13 protein-coding genes and 4 pseudogenes are annotated in these 18,902 nt (G+C 62.8%); 7 read left to right on the forward strand and 10 right to left on the reverse strand.

Annotated features, from left to right (window positions below; translation table 11 throughout):
* Positions 1-18 precede the first annotated feature (18 nt).
* The 3 genes and pseudogenes from wecB to QFZ70_RS03670 form a co-directional block, all read right to left on the reverse strand.
* Positions 19-1,158, reverse strand: coding sequence for a non-hydrolyzing UDP-N-acetylglucosamine 2-epimerase (wecB, locus tag QFZ70_RS03660; protein ID WP_307097789.1), 1,140 nt, complete (start codon positions 1,156-1,158; stop codon positions 19-21).
* A gap of 902 nt (positions 1,159-2,060) precedes the next feature.
* Positions 2,061-2,209, reverse strand: a pseudogene (locus tag QFZ70_RS03665) (IS3 family transposase); the annotation flags it as partial.
* Positions 2,210-2,256: 47 nt separating this feature from the next.
* Positions 2,257-2,547: a hypothetical protein gene (locus QFZ70_RS03670; protein ID WP_307094145.1), complete on the reverse strand. Its 291-nt coding sequence runs from the start codon at positions 2,545-2,547 to the stop codon at positions 2,257-2,259.
* 813 nt (positions 2,548-3,360) lie between these two features.
* Between QFZ70_RS03670 and QFZ70_RS03675 the strand changes: the two genes are divergently transcribed.
* From QFZ70_RS03675 to QFZ70_RS03685, 3 genes are all read left to right on the forward strand, one after another.
* Positions 3,361-3,507, forward strand: coding sequence for a hypothetical protein (locus QFZ70_RS03675; protein ID WP_307094146.1), 147 nt, complete (start codon positions 3,361-3,363; stop codon positions 3,505-3,507).
* A gap of 329 nt (positions 3,508-3,836) precedes the next feature.
* Complete coding sequence (locus QFZ70_RS03680; protein ID WP_307094147.1) at positions 3,837-5,066, forward strand: MinD/ParA family protein; 1,230 nt, start codon at positions 3,837-3,839, stop codon at positions 5,064-5,066.
* Between the two features lie 151 nt (positions 5,067-5,217).
* Complete coding sequence (locus QFZ70_RS03685) at positions 5,218-5,787, forward strand: acyltransferase (RefSeq protein WP_307094148.1); 570 nt, start codon at positions 5,218-5,220, stop codon at positions 5,785-5,787.
* Positions 5,788-5,920: 133 nt separating this feature from the next.
* Here QFZ70_RS03685 and QFZ70_RS03690 read toward each other — a convergent pair whose 3' ends face one another.
* The 3 genes from QFZ70_RS03690 to QFZ70_RS03700 form a co-directional block, all read right to left on the reverse strand.
* Positions 5,921-6,862, reverse strand: coding sequence for a hypothetical protein (locus QFZ70_RS03690; RefSeq protein WP_307094149.1), 942 nt, complete (start codon positions 6,860-6,862; stop codon positions 5,921-5,923).
* A 69-nt stretch (positions 6,863-6,931) separates the two neighbouring features.
* Positions 6,932-7,414, reverse strand: coding sequence for a hypothetical protein (locus tag QFZ70_RS03695; protein ID WP_307094150.1), 483 nt, complete (start codon positions 7,412-7,414; stop codon positions 6,932-6,934).
* Positions 7,405-7,842: a hypothetical protein gene (locus QFZ70_RS03700; protein ID WP_307094151.1), complete on the reverse strand. Its 438-nt coding sequence runs from the start codon at positions 7,840-7,842 to the stop codon at positions 7,405-7,407. Before QFZ70_RS03700 ends, QFZ70_RS03695 begins: the two co-directional genes overlap by 10 nt.
* Positions 7,843-7,944: 102 nt before the next feature.
* On the opposite strand from QFZ70_RS03700, the pseudogene QFZ70_RS03705 reads away from it, so the two are divergent.
* A pseudogene (locus QFZ70_RS03705) lies at positions 7,945-8,339 on the forward strand (MinD/ParA family protein); the annotation flags it as partial.
* A gap of 35 nt (positions 8,340-8,374) precedes the next feature.
* Here the strand turns inward: QFZ70_RS03705 and QFZ70_RS03710 are convergent.
* Positions 8,375-8,796, reverse strand: a pseudogene (locus QFZ70_RS03710) (DoxX family protein).
* A 458-nt stretch (positions 8,797-9,254) separates the two neighbouring features.
* Here QFZ70_RS03710 and QFZ70_RS03715 point away from each other — a divergent pair.
* The gene (locus tag QFZ70_RS03715) at positions 9,255-11,720 is read left to right on the forward strand and encodes an EAL domain-containing protein (protein WP_307094152.1); all 2,466 of its coding nucleotides are present in this window, start codon (positions 9,255-9,257) and stop codon (positions 11,718-11,720) included.
* A 24-nt stretch (positions 11,721-11,744) separates the two neighbouring features.
* Here QFZ70_RS03715 and QFZ70_RS03720 read toward each other — a convergent pair.
* The 3 genes and pseudogenes from QFZ70_RS03720 to QFZ70_RS03730 form a co-directional block, all read right to left on the reverse strand.
* Positions 11,745-12,017, reverse strand: a pseudogene (locus QFZ70_RS03720) (Lrp/AsnC family transcriptional regulator); the annotation flags it as partial.
* Positions 12,018-12,087: 70 nt separating this feature from the next.
* Entirely contained in the window at positions 12,088-15,735 is a 3,648-nt protein-coding gene (locus QFZ70_RS03725; protein ID WP_307094153.1) for a S8 family serine peptidase, read from the reverse strand.
* A 206-nt stretch (positions 15,736-15,941) separates the two neighbouring features.
* Entirely contained in the window at positions 15,942-16,406 is a 465-nt protein-coding gene (locus QFZ70_RS03730) for an Lrp/AsnC family transcriptional regulator (RefSeq protein WP_307097790.1), read from the reverse strand.
* Between the two features lie 161 nt (positions 16,407-16,567).
* Here QFZ70_RS03730 and pdhA point away from each other — a divergent pair, with 161 nt between their 5' ends.
* The gene (gene pdhA / locus QFZ70_RS03735) at positions 16,568-17,791 is read left to right on the forward strand and encodes a pyruvate dehydrogenase (acetyl-transferring) E1 component subunit alpha (protein WP_307094154.1); all 1,224 of its coding nucleotides are present in this window, start codon (positions 16,568-16,570) and stop codon (positions 17,789-17,791) included.
* On the forward strand, positions 17,788-18,900 hold the full coding sequence (locus tag QFZ70_RS03740) for an alpha-ketoacid dehydrogenase subunit beta (RefSeq protein WP_307094155.1): 1,113 nt from the start codon (positions 17,788-17,790) through the stop codon (positions 18,898-18,900). The genes pdhA and QFZ70_RS03740 overlap by 4 nt, the downstream gene beginning before the upstream one ends.
* Positions 18,901-18,902 lie beyond the last annotated feature (2 nt).

Genomic DNA, 18,902 nt, shown 5'->3' on the forward strand with positions numbered 1-18,902 from the left:
TTTGGGCTGGCCCAGATACTAGTATTCGAAATCCGGTAGTCGCACTCCAACTCCAAAGAGTTCAGCCATAGCGGCCACAGACCTTTCGGCTGCCGAGCCGTCGCCATAGGGGTTCACGGCATTGGCCATTTCTTTATAGGCAGCGTCGTTGTTCAGGAGATTCCTGACCTCGTTGACTATGCGGTTGGAGTCGGTACCGACGAGCCGCACCGTTCCTGCGTGGACTGCCTCGGGCCTTTCTGTATTCTCCCGCATGACCAGAACAGGCTTTCCTAAGCTGGGGGCTTCTTCCTGAACGCCTCCGGAGTCGGTCAAAATCACTGAGGAGAGTGACATCAGGCGAGTGAATTCCCCGTAACTGAGCGGCTCGGTGATAATCACATTATCTAGTCCCTCCAGGGGTGGGAGAACAGCTTCGCGAACAACGGGGTTTTTGTGTACCGGCAATACGATTGTCAGGGAAGGTTCGAGTCGGGCGATTTCTGCAATAGCGCGGCCGACACCTCTCATGGCATCGCCTTGATTCTCGCGCCTATGTGTTGTCACGAGGAGGAGCCTTCCGTCTATCGGCAACCTTTCCAAGCGGACATCCTCAAAGGAGATTTTGCGATCGACGGTTGCAAGGAGGGAGTCGATTACGGTATTGCCCGTAACGACTATGTCAGCTGCGCCAACCCCTTCCATGAGCAGGTTGTCCCGGCTTAAGGCTGTCGGGGCCAAGTGGAGGCGCGTGATCTGCGAGGTTAGCTTCCTATTGCCTTCCTCGGGGAAGGGGGAGTTTATGTTGCCACTTCTGAGCCCTGCTTCTGCGTGGATAACGGGCACGCCATGATTGAATGCGGCGATGGCGGCAGCAGTGGATGTGGTTGTGTCACCTTGCACGACTACAGCGTCAGGTCGATGAGTCCTTAAAATATCGTCGACGCCATTTAGAACACGGGCGGTGATGCCGTTTAGGGATTGCTGCGCTTGGTGAATGTTCAGATCAAAGTCAGGAATGATCTCAAATAACTCATTTACCTGATCTAGCATTGCCCGGTGCTGCCCGGTCACGGTAACGAGACAGTCAAAGTGCTTCGACGCCTGTAGCGCCTTGACGATTGGAACCATTTTTATGGCCTCGGGCCGGGTTCCATAAATGGGCATGATCGATAGCATAGGTCCCCCTGAACGCTGTTTGCTGTTGGCGACACCCTGTCGACGCAACGCCCTCTCGCGGGCATTGTGAATCCAACTGGCGGCGATGGTCATTTTGTGCCGCGCGGAAATCGGCCTGCCGCTTATGATATCCCAAGCCAGTGTGTGGCCCGCGCGCGAGAAGAACGGTCACTCATTCTGAGTAGGGGAACTTGTCCTCGAAAACCGCTCTTCGGCTACTATGCAGGGCTGAGCTTGTGATATGAGGCGTGCTGGGCGCTGGACGCCCCTGGGGTCATTTCATGTTCAATTGGCGAGACTTATATCAACAGCGGCCAGGTAAGATGCTCGCCCTTTCGAGTTCAGCGGGCGTGTGCAGGCCACCCCTTTGCTCGCCTCAGCAGTAGGCTTCTTTGTTTGCCGCACTGTCAGAATTGCACCTGGCAGAGTGACATTACCGTGGCGTACTCACGTCCGTTGAAAGGTGCATTACGCCCAAAGTCGACCTGTGCAAATGTGATCTCACAGCAGATTTTCGTCACATAGCTGGCCGTTGCGCATGGGTGATGCGTGGTCTGATCCCCTCCTGACTAATCACGGCATACGTTACGTACCCGACAGGGTGCTCGGGCAAGTGACCGCGTGGCTACTCCGGAAGCAAGTAATGAGCCATCAGAATCTGAGTACTGGCTACACTTAACTTCCGCGGCCTGTACCTCAAACATGGACTTATGACCGCATACTATGTTGAGGCCCATGCCCTTGAGCACCGTTGTCAGTGCTGCGGTGAATTGACGACGACCGTTTTTTGCACTGACTGTGAGGCACATGCAGAACCTCAGGGCGATCCGACTGGCTAAGTTTGAGCGGACCGATGCTGACCGGGAGCGCGGCATGGGAGACTGACTCGCCTTTGTTGACTGCCGTCTTTGCCGTCGCCGGCCGTGATAGGTCCGCTCGACCCAGTTCGTGATGGTCAGCCGGAGTCCTGTCTGGTGAGCCACCGCTGACGTTCCAGGGCGTTCTTCCGCAGCGGCGAGAAGAACGATTCCATCGCGGCGGTGTCCGCACATTATCCGGCTAACGACCCGCGATGCCGGGGATTGGGCGGCTAAGAATTCAGCTTTTCGGGTGGTTAGCCTCCGGAGTTGTTCTTCGTGGCGCCCGCACGCTGGTGGCGAGGGCGTCGAGTGCGGCGCGGAGGGTGGCGATCTCTTCGGTGAGGCCGGTGAGGGTGCCGCTGGCGGCGGCGCGGTGAAGGTTCTCCTCGATGAAGGCCCGGATATTGGCTCCCGGTAGAGGGTGGTCCGGCCCAGGCCCTGTACGGGCGGCCGCAGCGGTGAATGTCACTGCCTGCCCGTTCCGGAGGAGCTCGGCGCAGGCGCGTTCGACGCTGTGGAGGGTGCTCAAGTTCGTCATCCTGCTGTAACCTCGTTGATCAGTTTGTCGAGTCGTGTGACGAGCTTGCTTCGGTTGGCTTCGGCGATCCAGCCTGGTTGTTCGGCGTCGCGTTGCCCTGTCCAAACCGTCCTGATGGGGTGTGCTGCCCCTGTTGCTATGTTCGATTTTCCGCGCCGACGGGCGCGCCCGCTGCCGCTGACCGCCGCGTCGGTCTTCCGGCCGCGATTCTCGTGTGGCTGGAACGCAAGGACTCCATCCCCCAGACAGAACAGGACTTCTTGGCTGGCAGTACCCGTTGTTGGCTGTTGGGGCGTCGCGCTCTGGCTCTCTTACGCAGTCCATGCGTTCGCTAAGTCGAGGCGGGAGCCAAGCGCTGGCCGTGGTACGTGGAGCATAGAGCACTGGCCCGTGCAGGGGTCGCCGGCCTCACACTCCTTCTAAGCGCCATGTTTCTGGCCTAGTGGGTTCCGCGGCTTCCGCTTGCGGCACTGGTGCTTCGCTAGGGGGACCGTGAGGCCGCGTAACAAACCGCCTGACTTGATCAAACCTTGAGGCTGTGTTTCTAGCATATGGGGCATGGGTAGATACGGTGGCACATACCACGCTCGGTACTCGCGCAGGGAGCTGCGGCAGCGGAATATAAGGGTACTTTCCTATTTTCTGCTGTCCGCTTTGTCTGTGACAACGGTGGCCGTGGTGCTGATGGCGGTGCGCGCGTAGCCTCTGCGGGCGCGAGCCTGCTGTTGACGTGACTTGTCAATTGAATGGGTCACGTGGTTAGGTCATGATCGATGGGGATCACTATGACCGATGGAGGCTGTTGTGGCTATATCTGAGTTTGCCTTTGCGCTGACTGCGCTGCTAGGTACCCTGCTGGTTCCCTTCGCTGTCCTCCACCAGATGCTCAGGCTCAAGCGCCGTGCTGTCAGGATCACCGCCCCCGCCGCCCCAAGAGGGAATAGCCGCTAGTCATGCCATACGTCGACATCAATCCCCATAAGGCCCGTCCCAAATGGCAGGCCTACGCCGGCCTGGCCGTCCTCCTGGTCCTCACCGCAGCGGTTGTGGGCGCTGCCCTCGTAAGCGTTTGAACAGGCCTACCCGGCAAAGCCCCTAGACTTACTGTTTGAACCAGTGCTGCACAACAGTTTGCCGAAACGTCATGGGGGACATCTATGCCCGATCCGGCGGATCAGAACGCACGCGCCCATGCAGAGGATGCAGGGCAGCCTGAGCTGCGCCGACGCCGTGACAACCGTCACGCCGACGGTGAGCTGTTGGATGCCCGGACAGGAACCATGCCAGCCGTAACACCGAACCCCTCCACCCAGCCCGACGCCGGCAGGCCGTTGACCCGCCGGACCTCATGGGCGGAGGCGGCAGCTGCAGCCGACGCCGCGAAGCCTGCGGCGCCCGTCCCAGCCCGTACCCGGGCGCCAGCCTCGGCACCTGTGCAACCTTCCGCACTGGACACCGTCACTTCCATCCCTGGTGACCGTCCCTGGGATGCTGTGCCGACGCCGTCGGACGCTCCTTCTGAAACCCCCGCCTTCCGGCGTGCCCGGCCGACTGTGGCCGACACCATCGCCGACAGGCCCATGCCGGACTTCACCAGCTCACCCGGCCTGTTTGTAAAGGAACAGAAACCGCGGCCGGTGGGGGGTGTGCGCGGCGCCATCTTCAACATGACCGGCGGGGCCTGGAACATGGGCCCAGGCGCCAAGCAGCGCCAGGAGGAAGAACTGGGCCGGCGAATCTCCCGGCAGCTGCAGGGCAGCTACAACACCGCGGTGCTGAGCCTCAAGGGCGGCATTGGCAAGACCTCCACCACCGTAGGCGTGGGCCTGACCCTGGCCGAGTACCGCGGCGACGCGCCCTGCGCCATCGACGCCAACCCGGACTCCGGCGACCTCGTGGAGCGCGCCTTGGGGGAGGGGATCTACCAGCAGTCAAGCCCGCGCACCATCACCGACCTGCTGCGGAACATCGACTCCATCGATTCGCTCACCGGTCTGGCCCGCTACATGCACCACGCCGGCCGGCTGCACCTCATCGCAGGGGAGCAAGACCCGGAAGTTTCCGACTCGTTGACTGCTGAGGAGTACCTGCGCATCCGGAAGCTCATCGCCGCCTACTACTCTGTTGCACTGACGGACTGCGGCACCGGCGTCACGCACAACGCCATGAGCGGGATCCTGCAGTCAGCGGACAACCTCGTGATCGCCGCCGGCTACGCGGTCAGTGGCGCCAAGCGCGCCCGCAGCACCCTGCACTGGCTGGCGAGCCACGGCTACGAGGACCTGGCCCGGAACGCCATCGTGGTCATCACGGACAAGGACGAGGTGTCCTCCCGTGTGGACAAGGACGCCATCAAGGAACACCTTTCGGGCATCTGCCGCGAGCTCATTGCTGTCCCGCACGACCGCGGTGTGGCCGACGGTGATCTGGTCACTTTGGACGTACTCAAGCCCGAGACCCGGCGCGCGTACAAGGAGATTGCCGCGGCGATCGTGGACGGTTACCGCTAAAGCTTTGTGGCCAAGGCATTTTGTTGCTTCTGCGCGCGGGTCTGGCAAAGACATGGTTGGAGGCAGCTACTACCTGACGGGGGTGGGCACTTATCCGGTCTTATGGAGCCCTTATGATTGGGGCAGTCTCGATTACCAGCATGGGGGAATCATGAGTTTCACGCGCAAGGCATTGAACGCGGTCAAGTACCGGCAAAACCTTCTCCGGGGTTACCGGCTGTCCCTTTGGATCAAAGCGTGGGGTGGTACGTGCGGGCCGCGCCTTGCTGTTGAGCCCGGTGTGCGGTTGATGCGCCCGCCGTCGAAGGGCTGGTACTTCGGCTCTGATGTGTACCTCGGTCACGGTGTTGTCCTCGATGTTGGCGAGAAGGCGGAGCTGGTGTTCGGTGACCGGGTGAAGGTCTTCCACCACTCCCTGATCGGCGCATTCGATAGCGTCCGCATCGGTGACAATGTGCAGGTAGCCGAGTCCGTCACGATCCGCGACCACAACCACGACACCGCGGCGGTCGACATGCACAAGTCCATGTCCAAGGCGGCAGTATCCATTGGTAATGACGCATGGATCGCCCGCGGCGTGGCGGTCCTCGCCGGAGTGACAGTTGGTTCTGGCGCTGTAGTCGCCGCCAACGCTGTTGTCACGAAGGACGTACCGACCATGGCCGTCGCAGCGGGAGTCCCGGCAAAGGTGATCAGTCACCGGGAACAGCTGTCAGCCTAGGATTCAGGCGCCGTTGCTTGTTGGGGCCGGCTTTCGTACTGGGCCAGTTGACGGCTGAGTAGCCGTTCGCGAACTAGTGATTCACCGAGCGCCCGGCAGGCTTCCGCATACGCTTCTTCGAGACTAACTTCCATCACTTCGCTACCCATCCGGTTGATGTCGTTGTGCCTGATTCTTTTACGAAGAGCGATGCCCCGGGGGCTTCGTCAGTTCTCAGATAGAGAGATCCTTGAGGCGCGGCGACCACGCCCTCAGGACCTCCGTTGCCGGCGAGGATGCTAACGGCCTGTCCGTTGAGCGCGGTGATTGCACCGGCGGCGGAGATGGTGAGTACCGGGGCCGTGCTGTTGCGTATTTCGACAGCATTACCCAGCCCCACCTGGCGAACCTGGACGCCGGCGCCGTTCCCGGCGTTGATGATTTTGAGTGCCGCGCCTGCGCCTGTCCCGGTTTTCACGATGTCCATTGCGTCTCCGTTATGTGTACCCGAGGACTGAACAGAGAAGGCTTTGGCCGCCGAGTGAAGCACCGTGAGCGTCTTGGTGCCGGCGAGCCGGACAACCAGGTCTTTGTCCAGCCGAAGAATTGCTGCATTATGGTCGCGCAGGAGCAAGTAATCTCCTGTGCCATCGGACCCGGGGTTGATCACGTCGTTTCGCGTGTTGTTGATTTCGAGAGCCGGCTTGGAACCCGTGTTGTCAATGATCACCGCTCGTTCTACTGACGAGTACTGGTGGATGACTAGTGCAGACTTCGCGCCGGGGTAGTTGTGGATGTCGAAGCCGTAGGTCTGACCTGGGGAATGGGTGTTGCCGGTCCCGTCGCCCCAGTGGTCGACGTTGAATACGGAGCCTTTGGCTGAGCGCGTGTCTGTGAAGTTGAGTCTCCGCCAGACGTTTTGGAAGGTGTCGCCGGCGTCTTTGTTCGCCCGAACGTACTCCTCCGGCGCCTCTACTGCTTGCGCCGGCTGTTTTGCGATTGCAACCAGACCAGCGCCGACGGCTGATGCGGACCCCCATCGCAGGAACCGGGCTCTGCTGACCGTCTCAGGGCTCGCCGAAGTGTGCTTCCCCATGTGGAATCCCCCCTCGATACGAAATAAAGCTCAGCGTACCAATGGGGGACCAAATGCAGAATTTGATGCTTACGGGTTGTAAGCGGGGAGGACGAAGGTGTTCCCAGCGGAGTCCTGAACCTTCAGGTATTTGGCAGGCTGGGTGGGGAGTGCTGCGGCTGCGCCCGCTGCGCCCACGGTCGTCTGCTGGTTCCCCGCTGCGGTCCATTTGGGGACACCTCCTGCGGTCACGGCGAACAGCTGTGCAGAGGCGTCTCGTACCTCGATACTGTTGCCGGTGCCCTTGTTCGTGATCGATAACCCCGTGCCGTTGCCGACACCGTTCTTGGTGATCGAGAACGTGGTGCCGCCGTCCGCTGCAGTGGTCAGCGAAGGACCGTAGTCATAGCCTTCAACGAGCGCGGCGAACACTCCGGCGTTGGCTGCCACATTGGCAACGATGCGGAGCGCCTGCCCGGCGCCGGTCTGGTTGATCTGGAGGCCGGCCCCGGTGCCAGAGTTGGCTACCTTCAGCGCTGTCCCCGCGCCGGTCCCCGCCTTGGTTACATCCATACCTCACCGTTGAACGCCGACGAGGTTTGGACGGACAGCGCCTTAGCAGCAGTGTGCAGGAACGTCGGAACCTTCGTCCCGCCCAACCGGAACACGAGATCCTTGTCGATGCGGAGGACGGACGATCCGTGATCGCGGAGCAGGATGAAGTCGCCCGTGCCATCAGAGCCAGGGTTGATGACCGTGTTCTGCGTGTTGTGAATCTCGATTGCCGGCTTCGTGCCGGTGTTATCGAGTTGAAAGAACGGGGAGACGCTGGAGTACTGGTGCCCGACAAGTCCACCTTCAGCACCGGGATAGTTGTGTATGTCAAGCGCGTACGCCTGGCCGGGGGAGGTCGTGTTGCCGTTGCCGTCGCCGCGGTGATCGATGTTGATGATCGAACCCTTAGCTCCGGCGGCATCTCCGAAGTTGAGCCGCCGTGTCATGCCCTTGAAGGTGTCTGCGGCATCCTTCTGAGTCGGGACATAAGTGGCATTATGTTCCCCGTCTTTGCGCTGAGTAATTGGGCAACGCAACCTCCAATCATCTACTACTCCGTGGCCCTGACGGACTGCGGCAACGGCGTCACCCACAACGCCATGAGTGGGATCCTGCAGTCCTCCCACAACCTCGTTATCGCCGCCAGATATGCAGTCAGCGGCGCCAAGCGGGCCCGCAGGACCCTGCACTGGCTGGCTAGCCACGGATATGAGGACCTGGTCCGGAACGCCATCGTGGTCATCACCGACAAGGACTAGGTGTCCTCCCGCGTGGACAAGGACGCCATCGAGGAACACCTTTCGGGGATCTGCCGCGAGCTCATCGCTGTCCCGCACAACCGCGGCGTAGCCTGACGGCGACCTGGTCACCCTCGACGTGCTGAAGCACGAGACGCGTCGGCCTACAAGGAAATTACGCGGCGATCGTGGACGGGTACCAGTAAGGGCACCCGCCCCGACGTCGCTGGGAGTGGGTGGGTCAGGCCAATACGCTGATCCTTGAGTCCCTTTCGGCGAGCAGCTTGTTATCCAGAGAGTTCCGGCCGGCCCCTGCCAGGACGAACGCCAGGCATAGGGCTGCGAGCAGCAGGACAAGTTCGAGGCCGTTGTTCGCTACGAAGAATCCGTTGGGAATGTGCACAAGGAACATTGCCCCCAGCATGTCAAAAATGAGCAGGCCGGCGGCAATCCGCGTCATCAGTCCGAGGATCAGTGCGATACCGCCTGCCGCTCCAGTGTGGACACCACCGGGGCCGCGATGTCGGCCAACGGTACGCCCATGTTGCGGAACGACGCCTGGGTGCCGGCAATAGTGAATTCCGTGAACTTCTGCCAACCGTGCAGCGCGAACGTCAAACCAACCACGATGCGCAGCACTAGTAATCCGACTTGAGCCATCATTACCTGCCTTGGTAGAGACCGGGTGAACGCCGACGGACAGCCGAGATTCCAGGGAACGGAATCAGTGTTCAGGGGCATGATCACTTACGGACCGTGGAAAAACCTTTGACCGCACTCAGCACTAGTCGAGAGGTTACGTGCCTGAATCGTGACCCGACGTGCGGGCGCTCCTCAATAAAAAACCCAAGCTACCGGGCGTAGGTTGAGCCAACAGGCAGTTACAAGGCAGTTACAAGGCAGAACGGAGGGAGCAGGACATGACAATCACCGACTACGCCGTGGCTCTTGGCGGCATGTTGGGCTCACTCGGCGCTGTAGGCCTCTTAGCAGCAGGACTCATCCGGGCAAAGGCCCGCCCCTAGCCCTCTTCTTCTGCAGCCTCGGGCAGTGCTAAGTTCCGGTCCCAAGATGTACCGACCGATCATCGGCAACTGGTAGCCCGTCGGGGGAGGGGACTCATGGCTGGAGAGCATGACGATGACCTGGTCATGCAGTCACTGTTGCTCGATGAAATCGGCCAATCGGTGATCGGAGTGGATGCCCAATGGCGGGTGACGTACTGGAACCGGGCCTCGGAGCGGCTGTATGGGTTCAGTGCCGCTGAGGTGATCGGGGCGGGAATAGCGGACCTGGGGATGCTGGCCCGTGGTACTTCTGCGGCGGAGACAGCGGAGATCAGAGCGCGGATCGCCAACGGCGGAGACTGGTCCGGTGAGCTTTGGATCCACCACCCGGCCGGGAAAGAGTTCCCTGTCCATGCCACGGTCAGTCCTGTCCACGGGCGGCACACCACGCCGGTGGCCGTGGTGGCCATCTCCAAGGACATCACCGACCGGAAGCACAACGAGGCCGTTTTGCGGCGGTTCTCGGACATGGTGGAATCCTCCGGAGACGCAATTGTCAGTGCAGACATGACCGGGACCATCACCAGCTGGAACCCCGGTGCGGCCAGGATGTTCGGATGGAGCGCCCGGGAAGCTGTGGGGAAAAGCTACCGCTTGCTGACCACCCGCGACGCCGAGGACTTCGCGACTGTAGTGAAGATCAGCATAGCGAGCGGCAAGTTTGTTACCGGCCTGGAAGTGCGCTGGGGCCACAAGAACGGAGCCGTTATTGATGTCGAGCTGACCGTTTCACCGGTGTACGGGCCGGCCGGGGAACAGGCCGGTGTGTCGGTGATCGCCCGGGACATCACCGAGATTCAGCGGCTCCGTGCGGCGGCCGCCGTCGAGCGTGAAAAGCTGCTGGCCGCCCAGGAAATGGCGCACGTGGGCAGCGTGGAGCACACGATGGAGACGGGTGAAACCTGGCACTCGGAGGAATTCGGCCGGATCTTCGGCATGGAGCCCGGGCAGGTGGCTTCCCGGGAACTGATGCTCGAGTTGACCCACCCGGATGACCGGGACCTGGTGCAACGGATTTGGCTGGGCTTGGAGGCAGGAAACGGGTTCGCAGATTTCGAGTACAGGATGGTCAGGGCCGATGGCCAGCAGCGGTGGCTGCACTCCCGCATTAGGAACGTGGAACCCGAGGAAGGGAAACCCGGGCGGTTCCTCGACACCGTCCTGGACATCACCGAACGCAAGCAGGCGGAGCAGATCCTGGAATGGCGGGCCCGCCACGATGCGCTGACTGGCTTGCCCAACCGCTACGTCATCACCGAGGTGCTCCAAGGACTCCTGGACCGGGACTCCCGGGCCGTGGTGATGTTCGTTGACGTGGACCGGTTCAAGTTAATCAACGATGGCATCGGCCACGGGGCCGGCGACACGATTCTGGTTCTTCTGGGAGAGCGGCTGAAGGCATTTGTCCGGAGCGGTGACACCGTAGGCCGGTTCGGTGGGGACGAATTCGTCATAGTCTGCGAAAACCTGACGCTGCGCGGCGCGAGGACCCTGGCGGAACGGATCAGGCAATCCACCAGGCGCCCGTTTGAGGTCAACGGCCGGAAGATTTACCTGAACCTCAGCGTTGGCATCGCTCTGGCAGGACCGGACGACACCGCCGAATCGATGCTTCAGGGAGCCGACGCCGCCATGTACCGGGCCAAGTCAGCAGGCGGGGACTCATCAGCGGTGTATGACGTGCTGATGGCCGGAAGGGCTACGGGACGGCTGGACCTGGAGTCTGACCTGCGTCATGCCCTGGAACGGGGAGAGTTCTCCCTGGACTACCAGCCAATTGTTGATGTGTCCGACGGCCGGACCGTCGCCTTCGAAGCGCTGCTGCGCTGGCATCACAGCGAGCACGGGCTGATCGCGCCCGACACTTTCATTCCTATCGCCGAGGAGACAGGCCTGATCGTCCCCATCGGCACGTGGGTACTCCATGAAGCCCTCCGGCAGATCCAACAGTGGCGCGCGCAGCTGAAGGGGGCGGAGAACGTCTCAGCCGCCGTGAACATATCGGGGCGCCAATTCCTGGCGCCCAACTTCACGGACATCGTCGAGGCAGCAATCCAGGCCGCCGGCATCGACCCCAAAGCAGTGGACCTGGAAATTACCGAAACAGTGCTGATGGACCAGCCGGACCTGCCTGAAGAGACACTTCAATGTCTCAACAACCTGGGAGTGGGGCTATCCATCGATGACTTCGGCACCGGGTATTCGTCCCTGAGCTACGTCAAATGGCTTTCGGCCCGGACCCTAAAAATAGACCGTACCTTTGTTGAAGAACTGGGAAAAGGACCCCACGGGGCAACCATCATCGAACTTGTTCTCGGCATGGCCGAAAGCCTCAGCCTCGACGTAGTGGCGGAAGGTGTAGAAACGCCCGAGCAGCTCGTCGAACTTCGCCGCCTCGGCATACGCCAGGCCCAGGGGTACTACTGGAGCCGCCCTATGCCTCCGGAACGCATTCCGGCATGGCTGGAAACGCCGTTGCCCAGCCCCGACGCGAAGTCCGGTGTGGCTGGCGTCCGTTAGCGGCTAGGGAACGGCCGGAAGAACCTACCGCGTGTCCAGATCCTCAAAGACCAGAAACGTCTGGGTATTCAGCACGCCCGGCATGGACTGCAGCTGGTCGAAGATGACCCGGCGCAGGTCAATGTTGTCCACCGCGCGGACCAGCAGGATCACGTCGAAGTCGCCGCCCACCAGGGCCACGTGGTGCACCTCCGGGATGGCTGCCAGCAGGTCCCGTAGTTCGCGCCAGGAATCCTGCTTCAGCTTCAGCGTCACGTAGGCGGACGACCGGAGGCCGGCCTTGATCGGGTCCACCAACCGTCGGCGGATTACTACGGGGCAGCTGTGGGTGCCCGGAAGATCCACTGGCTTTTGTCAGGAACACCGTTTAAGGTATTCGGGAGGTGGAGCCCGAGTACCTGGTGACCGTGGTGTAGCCGGCTTTGGAGCCGATCACCCGTACCTTCAAGGTGTCGTACCTGTCCGCGGCGACGAGCCGGTACGTCCTAGCGGTTGCACCCGCAATCGCGGCGCCGGACCGGTACCACTGGTACCGCAGCGTAGTCCCGGAAGTCCAAGTGCCCGTGTTGGCGGTGAGCGTGTAGCCATACCGAGGCGTCCCCGAGATCCAGGGGTTGGTAGCTGCCAACGAGCCAACGACCACCGCGGCGGTCAGGCCAGAGTCTTTGGCCAAGGTCGTGTAGCCCGTCTTGGAACCGGTCACGCGGACTCTCATTGCCCTGCCCAAGTCTGCGGCGGTCAACGTGTATCTTGACGCGGTGGCACCGGTGACGGTGACCCCTGAGCGGTACCACTGGTACTTCAGCGTGGTGCCCGTTGACCAGGTGCCCGGCGCCGCCGTCAGCGCATAGCCGACTTTCCTGGTGCCGCTGATGGTTGGAGTCGGGGCAGTCAGCGTTCCTGGTACCACGAGCGATGTTTGCGGCGAATCCTGGACCAGCGTTGTGTAGCCGGCCTTGGTGCCGGTCACGCGCACTTTAATCGCCTTACCTAGGTCCGCGGCCGTGAGGGTGTACGCGGAATTCTTGGCGTTGGCGATGAGCGCGCCTGATCGAAGCCACGCATAGGTCGGTGTGAGGAACGGCCAGCCCGAAGTGTCTGCGTGCGATGTCAGAACTGACCCGACCTTCGCGGTTCCCGTTATGACCGGTCGAGGATCAGCTAGAGTCCCTGGCAGAACCGGAGCCGTTGGCGCTGATTCCAGCGTCAACGGGGCATACCCGGCCTTCGTGCCAGTTACCCTGATCGTCAAGGTCTTGCCAACGTCCGCCACGTGCGGGGTGAAAAACACGTCGTCGGAGTTCGGAATTTGCACCCCTGAGCGATACCAGGATTTGCTCAGGCGGGTACCTGAGGGCCACGTGCTCAGCATGTCGTTCGCCAACAATGAGGCACCCAATTTTGGCGCCTTGTATGGAATGGTGGGGTTTGATGCGCTAAGGGTCCCGGGGACAACTGGTGCTGTCGGTTCAGATCCCACTGTCAGGGGCGCATAGCCGGGGGCCGCTCCAGTGACGCTCACCGTCAAGGCGTGGTATACGTCCTCGGCGACAGGAATGTACGAGCCAGCGTTCGCGGCGGGAATCGCGGCGCTGCCACGGAACCACTGATAGCTGAGCCTCGCGCCTGCGTTCCATGGCCCCGTGACGGCTGAAACTTTCTGCCCAACGGCAGCGGAGCCGGTGATTGTCGGTTTCGCAGCCGAGAATGTTCCTTCAGCGACCGGCTCCGTCGGGGTCGACGTGCCTGTGACGGTCTCCTCATCGAATGTCAAGCTATGTACGGTAACTGTGACTGCCAGGGTCTTGCCAAGGTCGGAACTCTTTGGCACGTAGATTTTGCCAGTTGCCCAGCTGATGGGCCCGTCGCTGTTCGACCACTGGTACCTCCAGAGCCCGTACTTTCCCTCTTCGGCTGTCAGAGTGGAGCCCACCTTCGCTTCGCCCACGATCCTCGGCGTGTAGCCAGGTGGCGTGACGGTCTCGGTCGGGGTGGGTTCCGGCGTGGAGCTTTCAGTTGGTGCAGGCGCGAGCGTAACTTCCGGAATGGGTGTGGGCGTGACGGTCTCGGTCGGGGTGGGTTCCGGCGTGGAGCTTTCAGTTGGTGCAGGCGCGAGCGTAACTTCCGGAATGGGTGTGGGCGTGACGGTCTCGGTCGGGGTGGGTTCCGGCGTGGAGCTTTCAGTTGGTGCAGGCGCGAGCGTAACTTCCGGAATGGGTGTGGGCGTGACGGTCTCGGTCGGGGTGGGTTCCGGCGTGGAGCTTTCAGTTGGTGCAGGCGCGATGGTAACCCCCGGAAGGGGCGTTGGCGTTCCGACGATCGGCTGCCCTTCCGTAACCGGCCCCAGCGGCTCGGACGTTGCGGAAGCGCCGCCTAGGCCAATCCTAAAACCTGACACCCTGACGCTGATGAGGGATCCGACGTCAGCTGTGACGACCCGATAGGTGCGAGCGCTGGCGTTGGGGATGGATTTGCCGTCCCGCAGCCACTCATAGCTGAAGAAGAAAAAGAAGCCGCTAGGAGTCCAGTCCCCTTCTTGCGCAGTCAGGGCCTGACCTACCCACGGTGATCCAGCGATGGACGGCGTGCCTGGAACCACAGGGGGCACCGATGCACGTACCGCCGCGCCGGCGTCTACCAGGCCGACACCGCATCCGCCGGTGTCACATGTGCCTGGCAGCAGCCGGGCCGTTGACTTCAGCTTGGCCTCCACGTCGGCCGGGGTGGGGGTCGAACCTGCGGTCATCATGAGTGCAGCGACAGCGGCGACGTGGGGTGCAGCCATCGAAGTGCCCTGCATGAAGCCGTATGCTTCGGCACCGGCGGTGGTCTTGCCCTCATTCCACGTTGACAAGATAGCGTCGTAGCCACTGGTTGAGGCATCTCCGCCGGGCGCGCTGACGTCTACTTCCGGGCCGTAATTGGAGTAGAACGCACGGCTGCCAGCGCGGCCGGTCGCTCCCACGGTGATGATGTTGTCGCAGTTGGCCGGCGTGGAGCCGGACGTCGGCGAGTTTTCGTTGCCGGCCGCCGCTACCACAGCGACTCCCTGGTCCGCAGCGAAGTCTAGGGCTGACTGGAAGTAAGCATTGCACTCTCCCGCCCCACCCAAGGACATGTTGATCACCTTGGCCGGCGTCGCGTTTGCCGGTACCGCGCTGACTGTGCCTCCGGCGGCCCAGACCACGGCGTCGGCGATGTCGCTCAGGTAGCCTCCGCAGGACCCCAGGGCGCGGAGCGGCTGTACCTTGGCGCCATAGGCGACACCTGCGACTCCGCGCCCGTTATTGGCTACGGCGGCGATCGTACCGGCAACATGAGTGCCATGCCAGGAGGACGCTGTCCCGTTGCAGTAGTCCCCGGCGTCGGTTGCGTTCGAGTCGCGGCCGTCACCGTCGTTGCTCAGGCTGGTATCTGAAATGAAGTCGTACCCGGGAACGATGTTGGACGACAGGTCGCTGTGATTGGTGATTCCGGTGTCGATGACGGCGACGGTTGCTCCTCGGCCTATGGTCACGTCCCAGGCAGCAGGAACCCTCAACCCGGCTGGAGCTTCGCTGAGGTCCCACTGGTACTGGTATAGCGGGTCGGAGACCGACGCGGCCGGGCGGACAAAGGTGTCCTGTTCGGCGTATTCGACGTTGCTTTGCCCCCTCAGCGAGGCGGCGACGCTGGCGCTTTCGCTGGGGGTCAGAGCTGCGGTGGTCTGGACGACGGTCGCGCCGGTTGCCGTAGTGCGCACCTCCTTGACAGGGATGCCGGAAGTGCGGGACACCTGCCCAAAGGCCTTGGCGCGTGCGGTTGCCGCCCCACCGGCTCCGGCTTTGAACTTCACGACGAAGCGGCTGGATGCCTCAGCGGGAATGGCCTTTTTCGTGGTCGAGGGCGGAGCTACCGGACGGGCGTCGATGGCCGGATCTTGGGCGGCGACTGCGGCCGGAGCAAAGAGGGTGCTAACCAGAATGGCGGCGGCAGTGATGGAGGCGGCAGCCTTGGCCAGGCGCGGAGCAGGCATAAGGTCCTCAGGTGCATGGCCGGCGTTTGCACCGGCAGGTCGGGCGAGAGCGGGAAACACATGCTCAAACAGCCCTGGCCCCCGAGAAGACTTTAACCTGAAATTGTCAGGCTTTTGGGTTATGGCGGGAAATCCTGCACGTTTCCTGCGTTTGTGAGGCTCCGTTGGCGAGCCCACTTTTATCAAAATGGAAGCGCGCCACTGACCTAACGCGTATCCAGGTCCTCAAACACCAGGAATGTCTGCGTATCCAGCACCCCTGGCATGGACTGCAACTGGTCGAAGATGACCCGGCGCAGGTCGATGTTGTCCACGGCGCGGACCAGCAGGATCACGTCGAAGTCTCCGCCCACCAGGGCAACGTGGTGCACCTCCGGAATGGCTGCGAGCAGGTCCCGGAGCTCCCGCCAGGAATCCTGCTTCAGCTTCAGCGTCACGTAGGCGGAGGACCGGAGGCCTGCCTTGATCGGGTCCACGAGCGCCGTGAACCTGGACAGCACCCCTTCGCTTGTAAGCCTCCCAATGCGGGTGTAGGCGTGCGCCCGTGAGATGTGGACGTTTTCGGCCACCTGCGTGACGGACATCCGGCCGTCCCGGGTCAGCTCGGAAATGATGCTGCGGTCGATGTCGTCCAGCGGGACGGGTTCCGTTCCGGCGTCCCTGATTGCCAATTTGTCCACGACCCCTGTCAGTAACGTGCCTCACACTTACAATTCGTCTTTCAGTGTAGGCAGAATTGGGCAGCTTCTCCACGATTCGTCGCGCTGCTGGATACGAAACCGGCTGTGGGCTGATACTGGGGAGTAATAGTGGCAACAGAAGGACGGAACCGATGACGATCTCCGCGAACCACACCGCACCGCACCAAACCGGCGAGGCGTCCACCGGGAACGCCCTCTCGGAGGCTGCCAAGAAGTTCGGCATCACGGCCGAGGACTACATGCTTCCGGCCCGGCACCAGATCGAGATGGTGGACCCGGACGGCCGGCTCAAGCCCGAAGGTGAGCAGGGCACCGAACCCGGCCACGAGTACCCGTTGCCCGGCGACAAGGAACTGCTGACCGCCTACGAGCAGCTCGTCGTCGGCCGCCGCGTCAACGACCAGAACTCGGCGCTCGTCCGGCAGGGCCGCATGGCCGTGTACCCGTCCAGCCATGGGCAGGAGGCCTGCCAGGTGGCGGCCGCCCTGTGCCTCTCGGACGGCGACTGGATGTTCCCCACCTACCGCGACGCCGTGGCCGTGATGACGCGCGGCGTGGACCCCGTGCAGGTGATGACCATCTTCCGCGGCGACTGGCACGGCGGGTTCGATCCCCTCAAGCACAGGGTGGGCATCCAGTGCACCCCGCTGACCACGCAGCTGCTGCACGCCGTCGGCGTCGCCCATGCTGCCAAGCTCCGCGGCGAGGACACCGTGGTGCTGGCCATGTGCGGCGACGGCGCCACCAGCGAAGGCGACTTCCACGAGGCCCTGAACTTCGCCGCCGTCTTCCACCTGCCCGTCATCTTCTTCGTCCAGAACAACAAGTACGCCATCTCGGTGCCCCTGGCGCACCAGTCCGTGGCGCCGTCGCTCGCCCACAAGGCCGTGGGCTACGGCATGGCCGGCGAACGCGTGGACGGTAACGACGTCGTGGCGCTCCTCGCCGTCCTGGACCGGGCCGTGAAACTGGCCAGGGAAGGCTCCGGCCCCCTGCTCATCGAAGCCAACACCTACCGCATGCAGGCCCACACCAACGCCGACGACGACACCCGCTACCGCGAGAACAGTGAAGTCACGGAGTGGCGGGCCAAGGATCCGGTGAATCGGATGCGGACCTACCTGACGGACCGCGGCCTGCTGGACTCCGCGGGTGAGGCCCGGATCCTCGAACACGCCGAAGCCGTGGCCGCCCAGCTGCGCGAGGGGCTCAGCGAGGACGTGCCGGTGGATCCGCAGGAGCTCTTCCGCCATGTCTTCTCCGCACCCACGCCCCAGCTGAAGGAACAGTCCGCCCTGCTCGCCGACGAACTCGCCCGCGACGCAGCATCCGCATCCCATGAGGCCGGCAAGTGAGCCCCACCATCACCACATCGTCCGAGGCCAACGGCAACGTTTCTGCTGCAACTGCCCGGGCAGCCGCCTCGGCCGCTGCCACCGCGGAAGCCGCCGGCCCGCAGCCCGTAACCATGGCCAAGGCCTTGAACACCGCGCTGGCCGACGCCATGCACGCCGATTCCTCTGTCCTGGTGTTCGGCGAGGACGTGGGGACACTCGGCGGGGTCTTCCGCATCACCGACGGGCTCACCGCGACCTTCGGGGAGCAGCGCTGCTTCGACACCCCGCTGGCCGAGTCCGGCATCGTGGGCATGGCCGTGGGCATGGCCATCAACGGGATGCGCCCAGTGATCGAGATGCAGTTCGACGCGTTCGCCTACCCGGCGTTCGAGCAGATCATCAGCCACGTGGCCAAGATGCACAACCGGACCAAGGGCGCCGTGAAACTGCCCATGGTGATCCGGGTTCCCTACGGCGGCGGCATCGGGGGAGTGGAGCACCACTGCGACTCCTCCGAGTCCTACTACGCCCACACCGCCGGCCTGAAGGTGTTCACCCCGGCCACCGTGGCGGACGGCTACCGGATGCTCCGCGAGGCCATCGACTCGGACGACCCCGTGGTGTTTATGGAGCCGAAGAAGCTTTACTGGTCCAAGGACCTGGTGGACCTGGCCGAGCTCCGGTCCGCCCACTCTGCCGCCGCCCAGGCGGGGACGTCCTCCGAGGGGCGTGCCGCCGTCGCCCGTCCTGGAACGGACGCCACGCTGATCGCCTACGGGCCGTCCGTCCCCACCGCGCTTGCCGCCGCCGAGGCCGCAGCCCTGGAGGGGCGCTCGCTGGAAGTCATCGACGTGCGCACCATCGTGCCGTTCGACGATTCCACTGTTTGTGAGTCCGTCCGGAAGACCGGCCGGGCCGTGGTGATCGCCGAAGCCCACGGGTTCGCGTCCGTGTCCTCCGAGATCGTGGCCCGGGTGCAGGAGCGCTGCTTCCACCACCTGGCCGCGCCCATCCGCCGCGTCACCGGATTCGACATCCCGTACCCGGCGCCGAAGCTTGAGAAGTACTACCTGCCCGGCGTGGACCGCATCCTCGACGCCGTCGACGACCTTCAGTGGGAGAACTGACC

Origin of the sequence: Arthrobacter sp. V1I9 (genome assembly GCF_030817075.1) — a bacterium.
Taxonomy (GTDB): domain Bacteria; phylum Actinomycetota; class Actinomycetes; order Actinomycetales; family Micrococcaceae; genus Arthrobacter.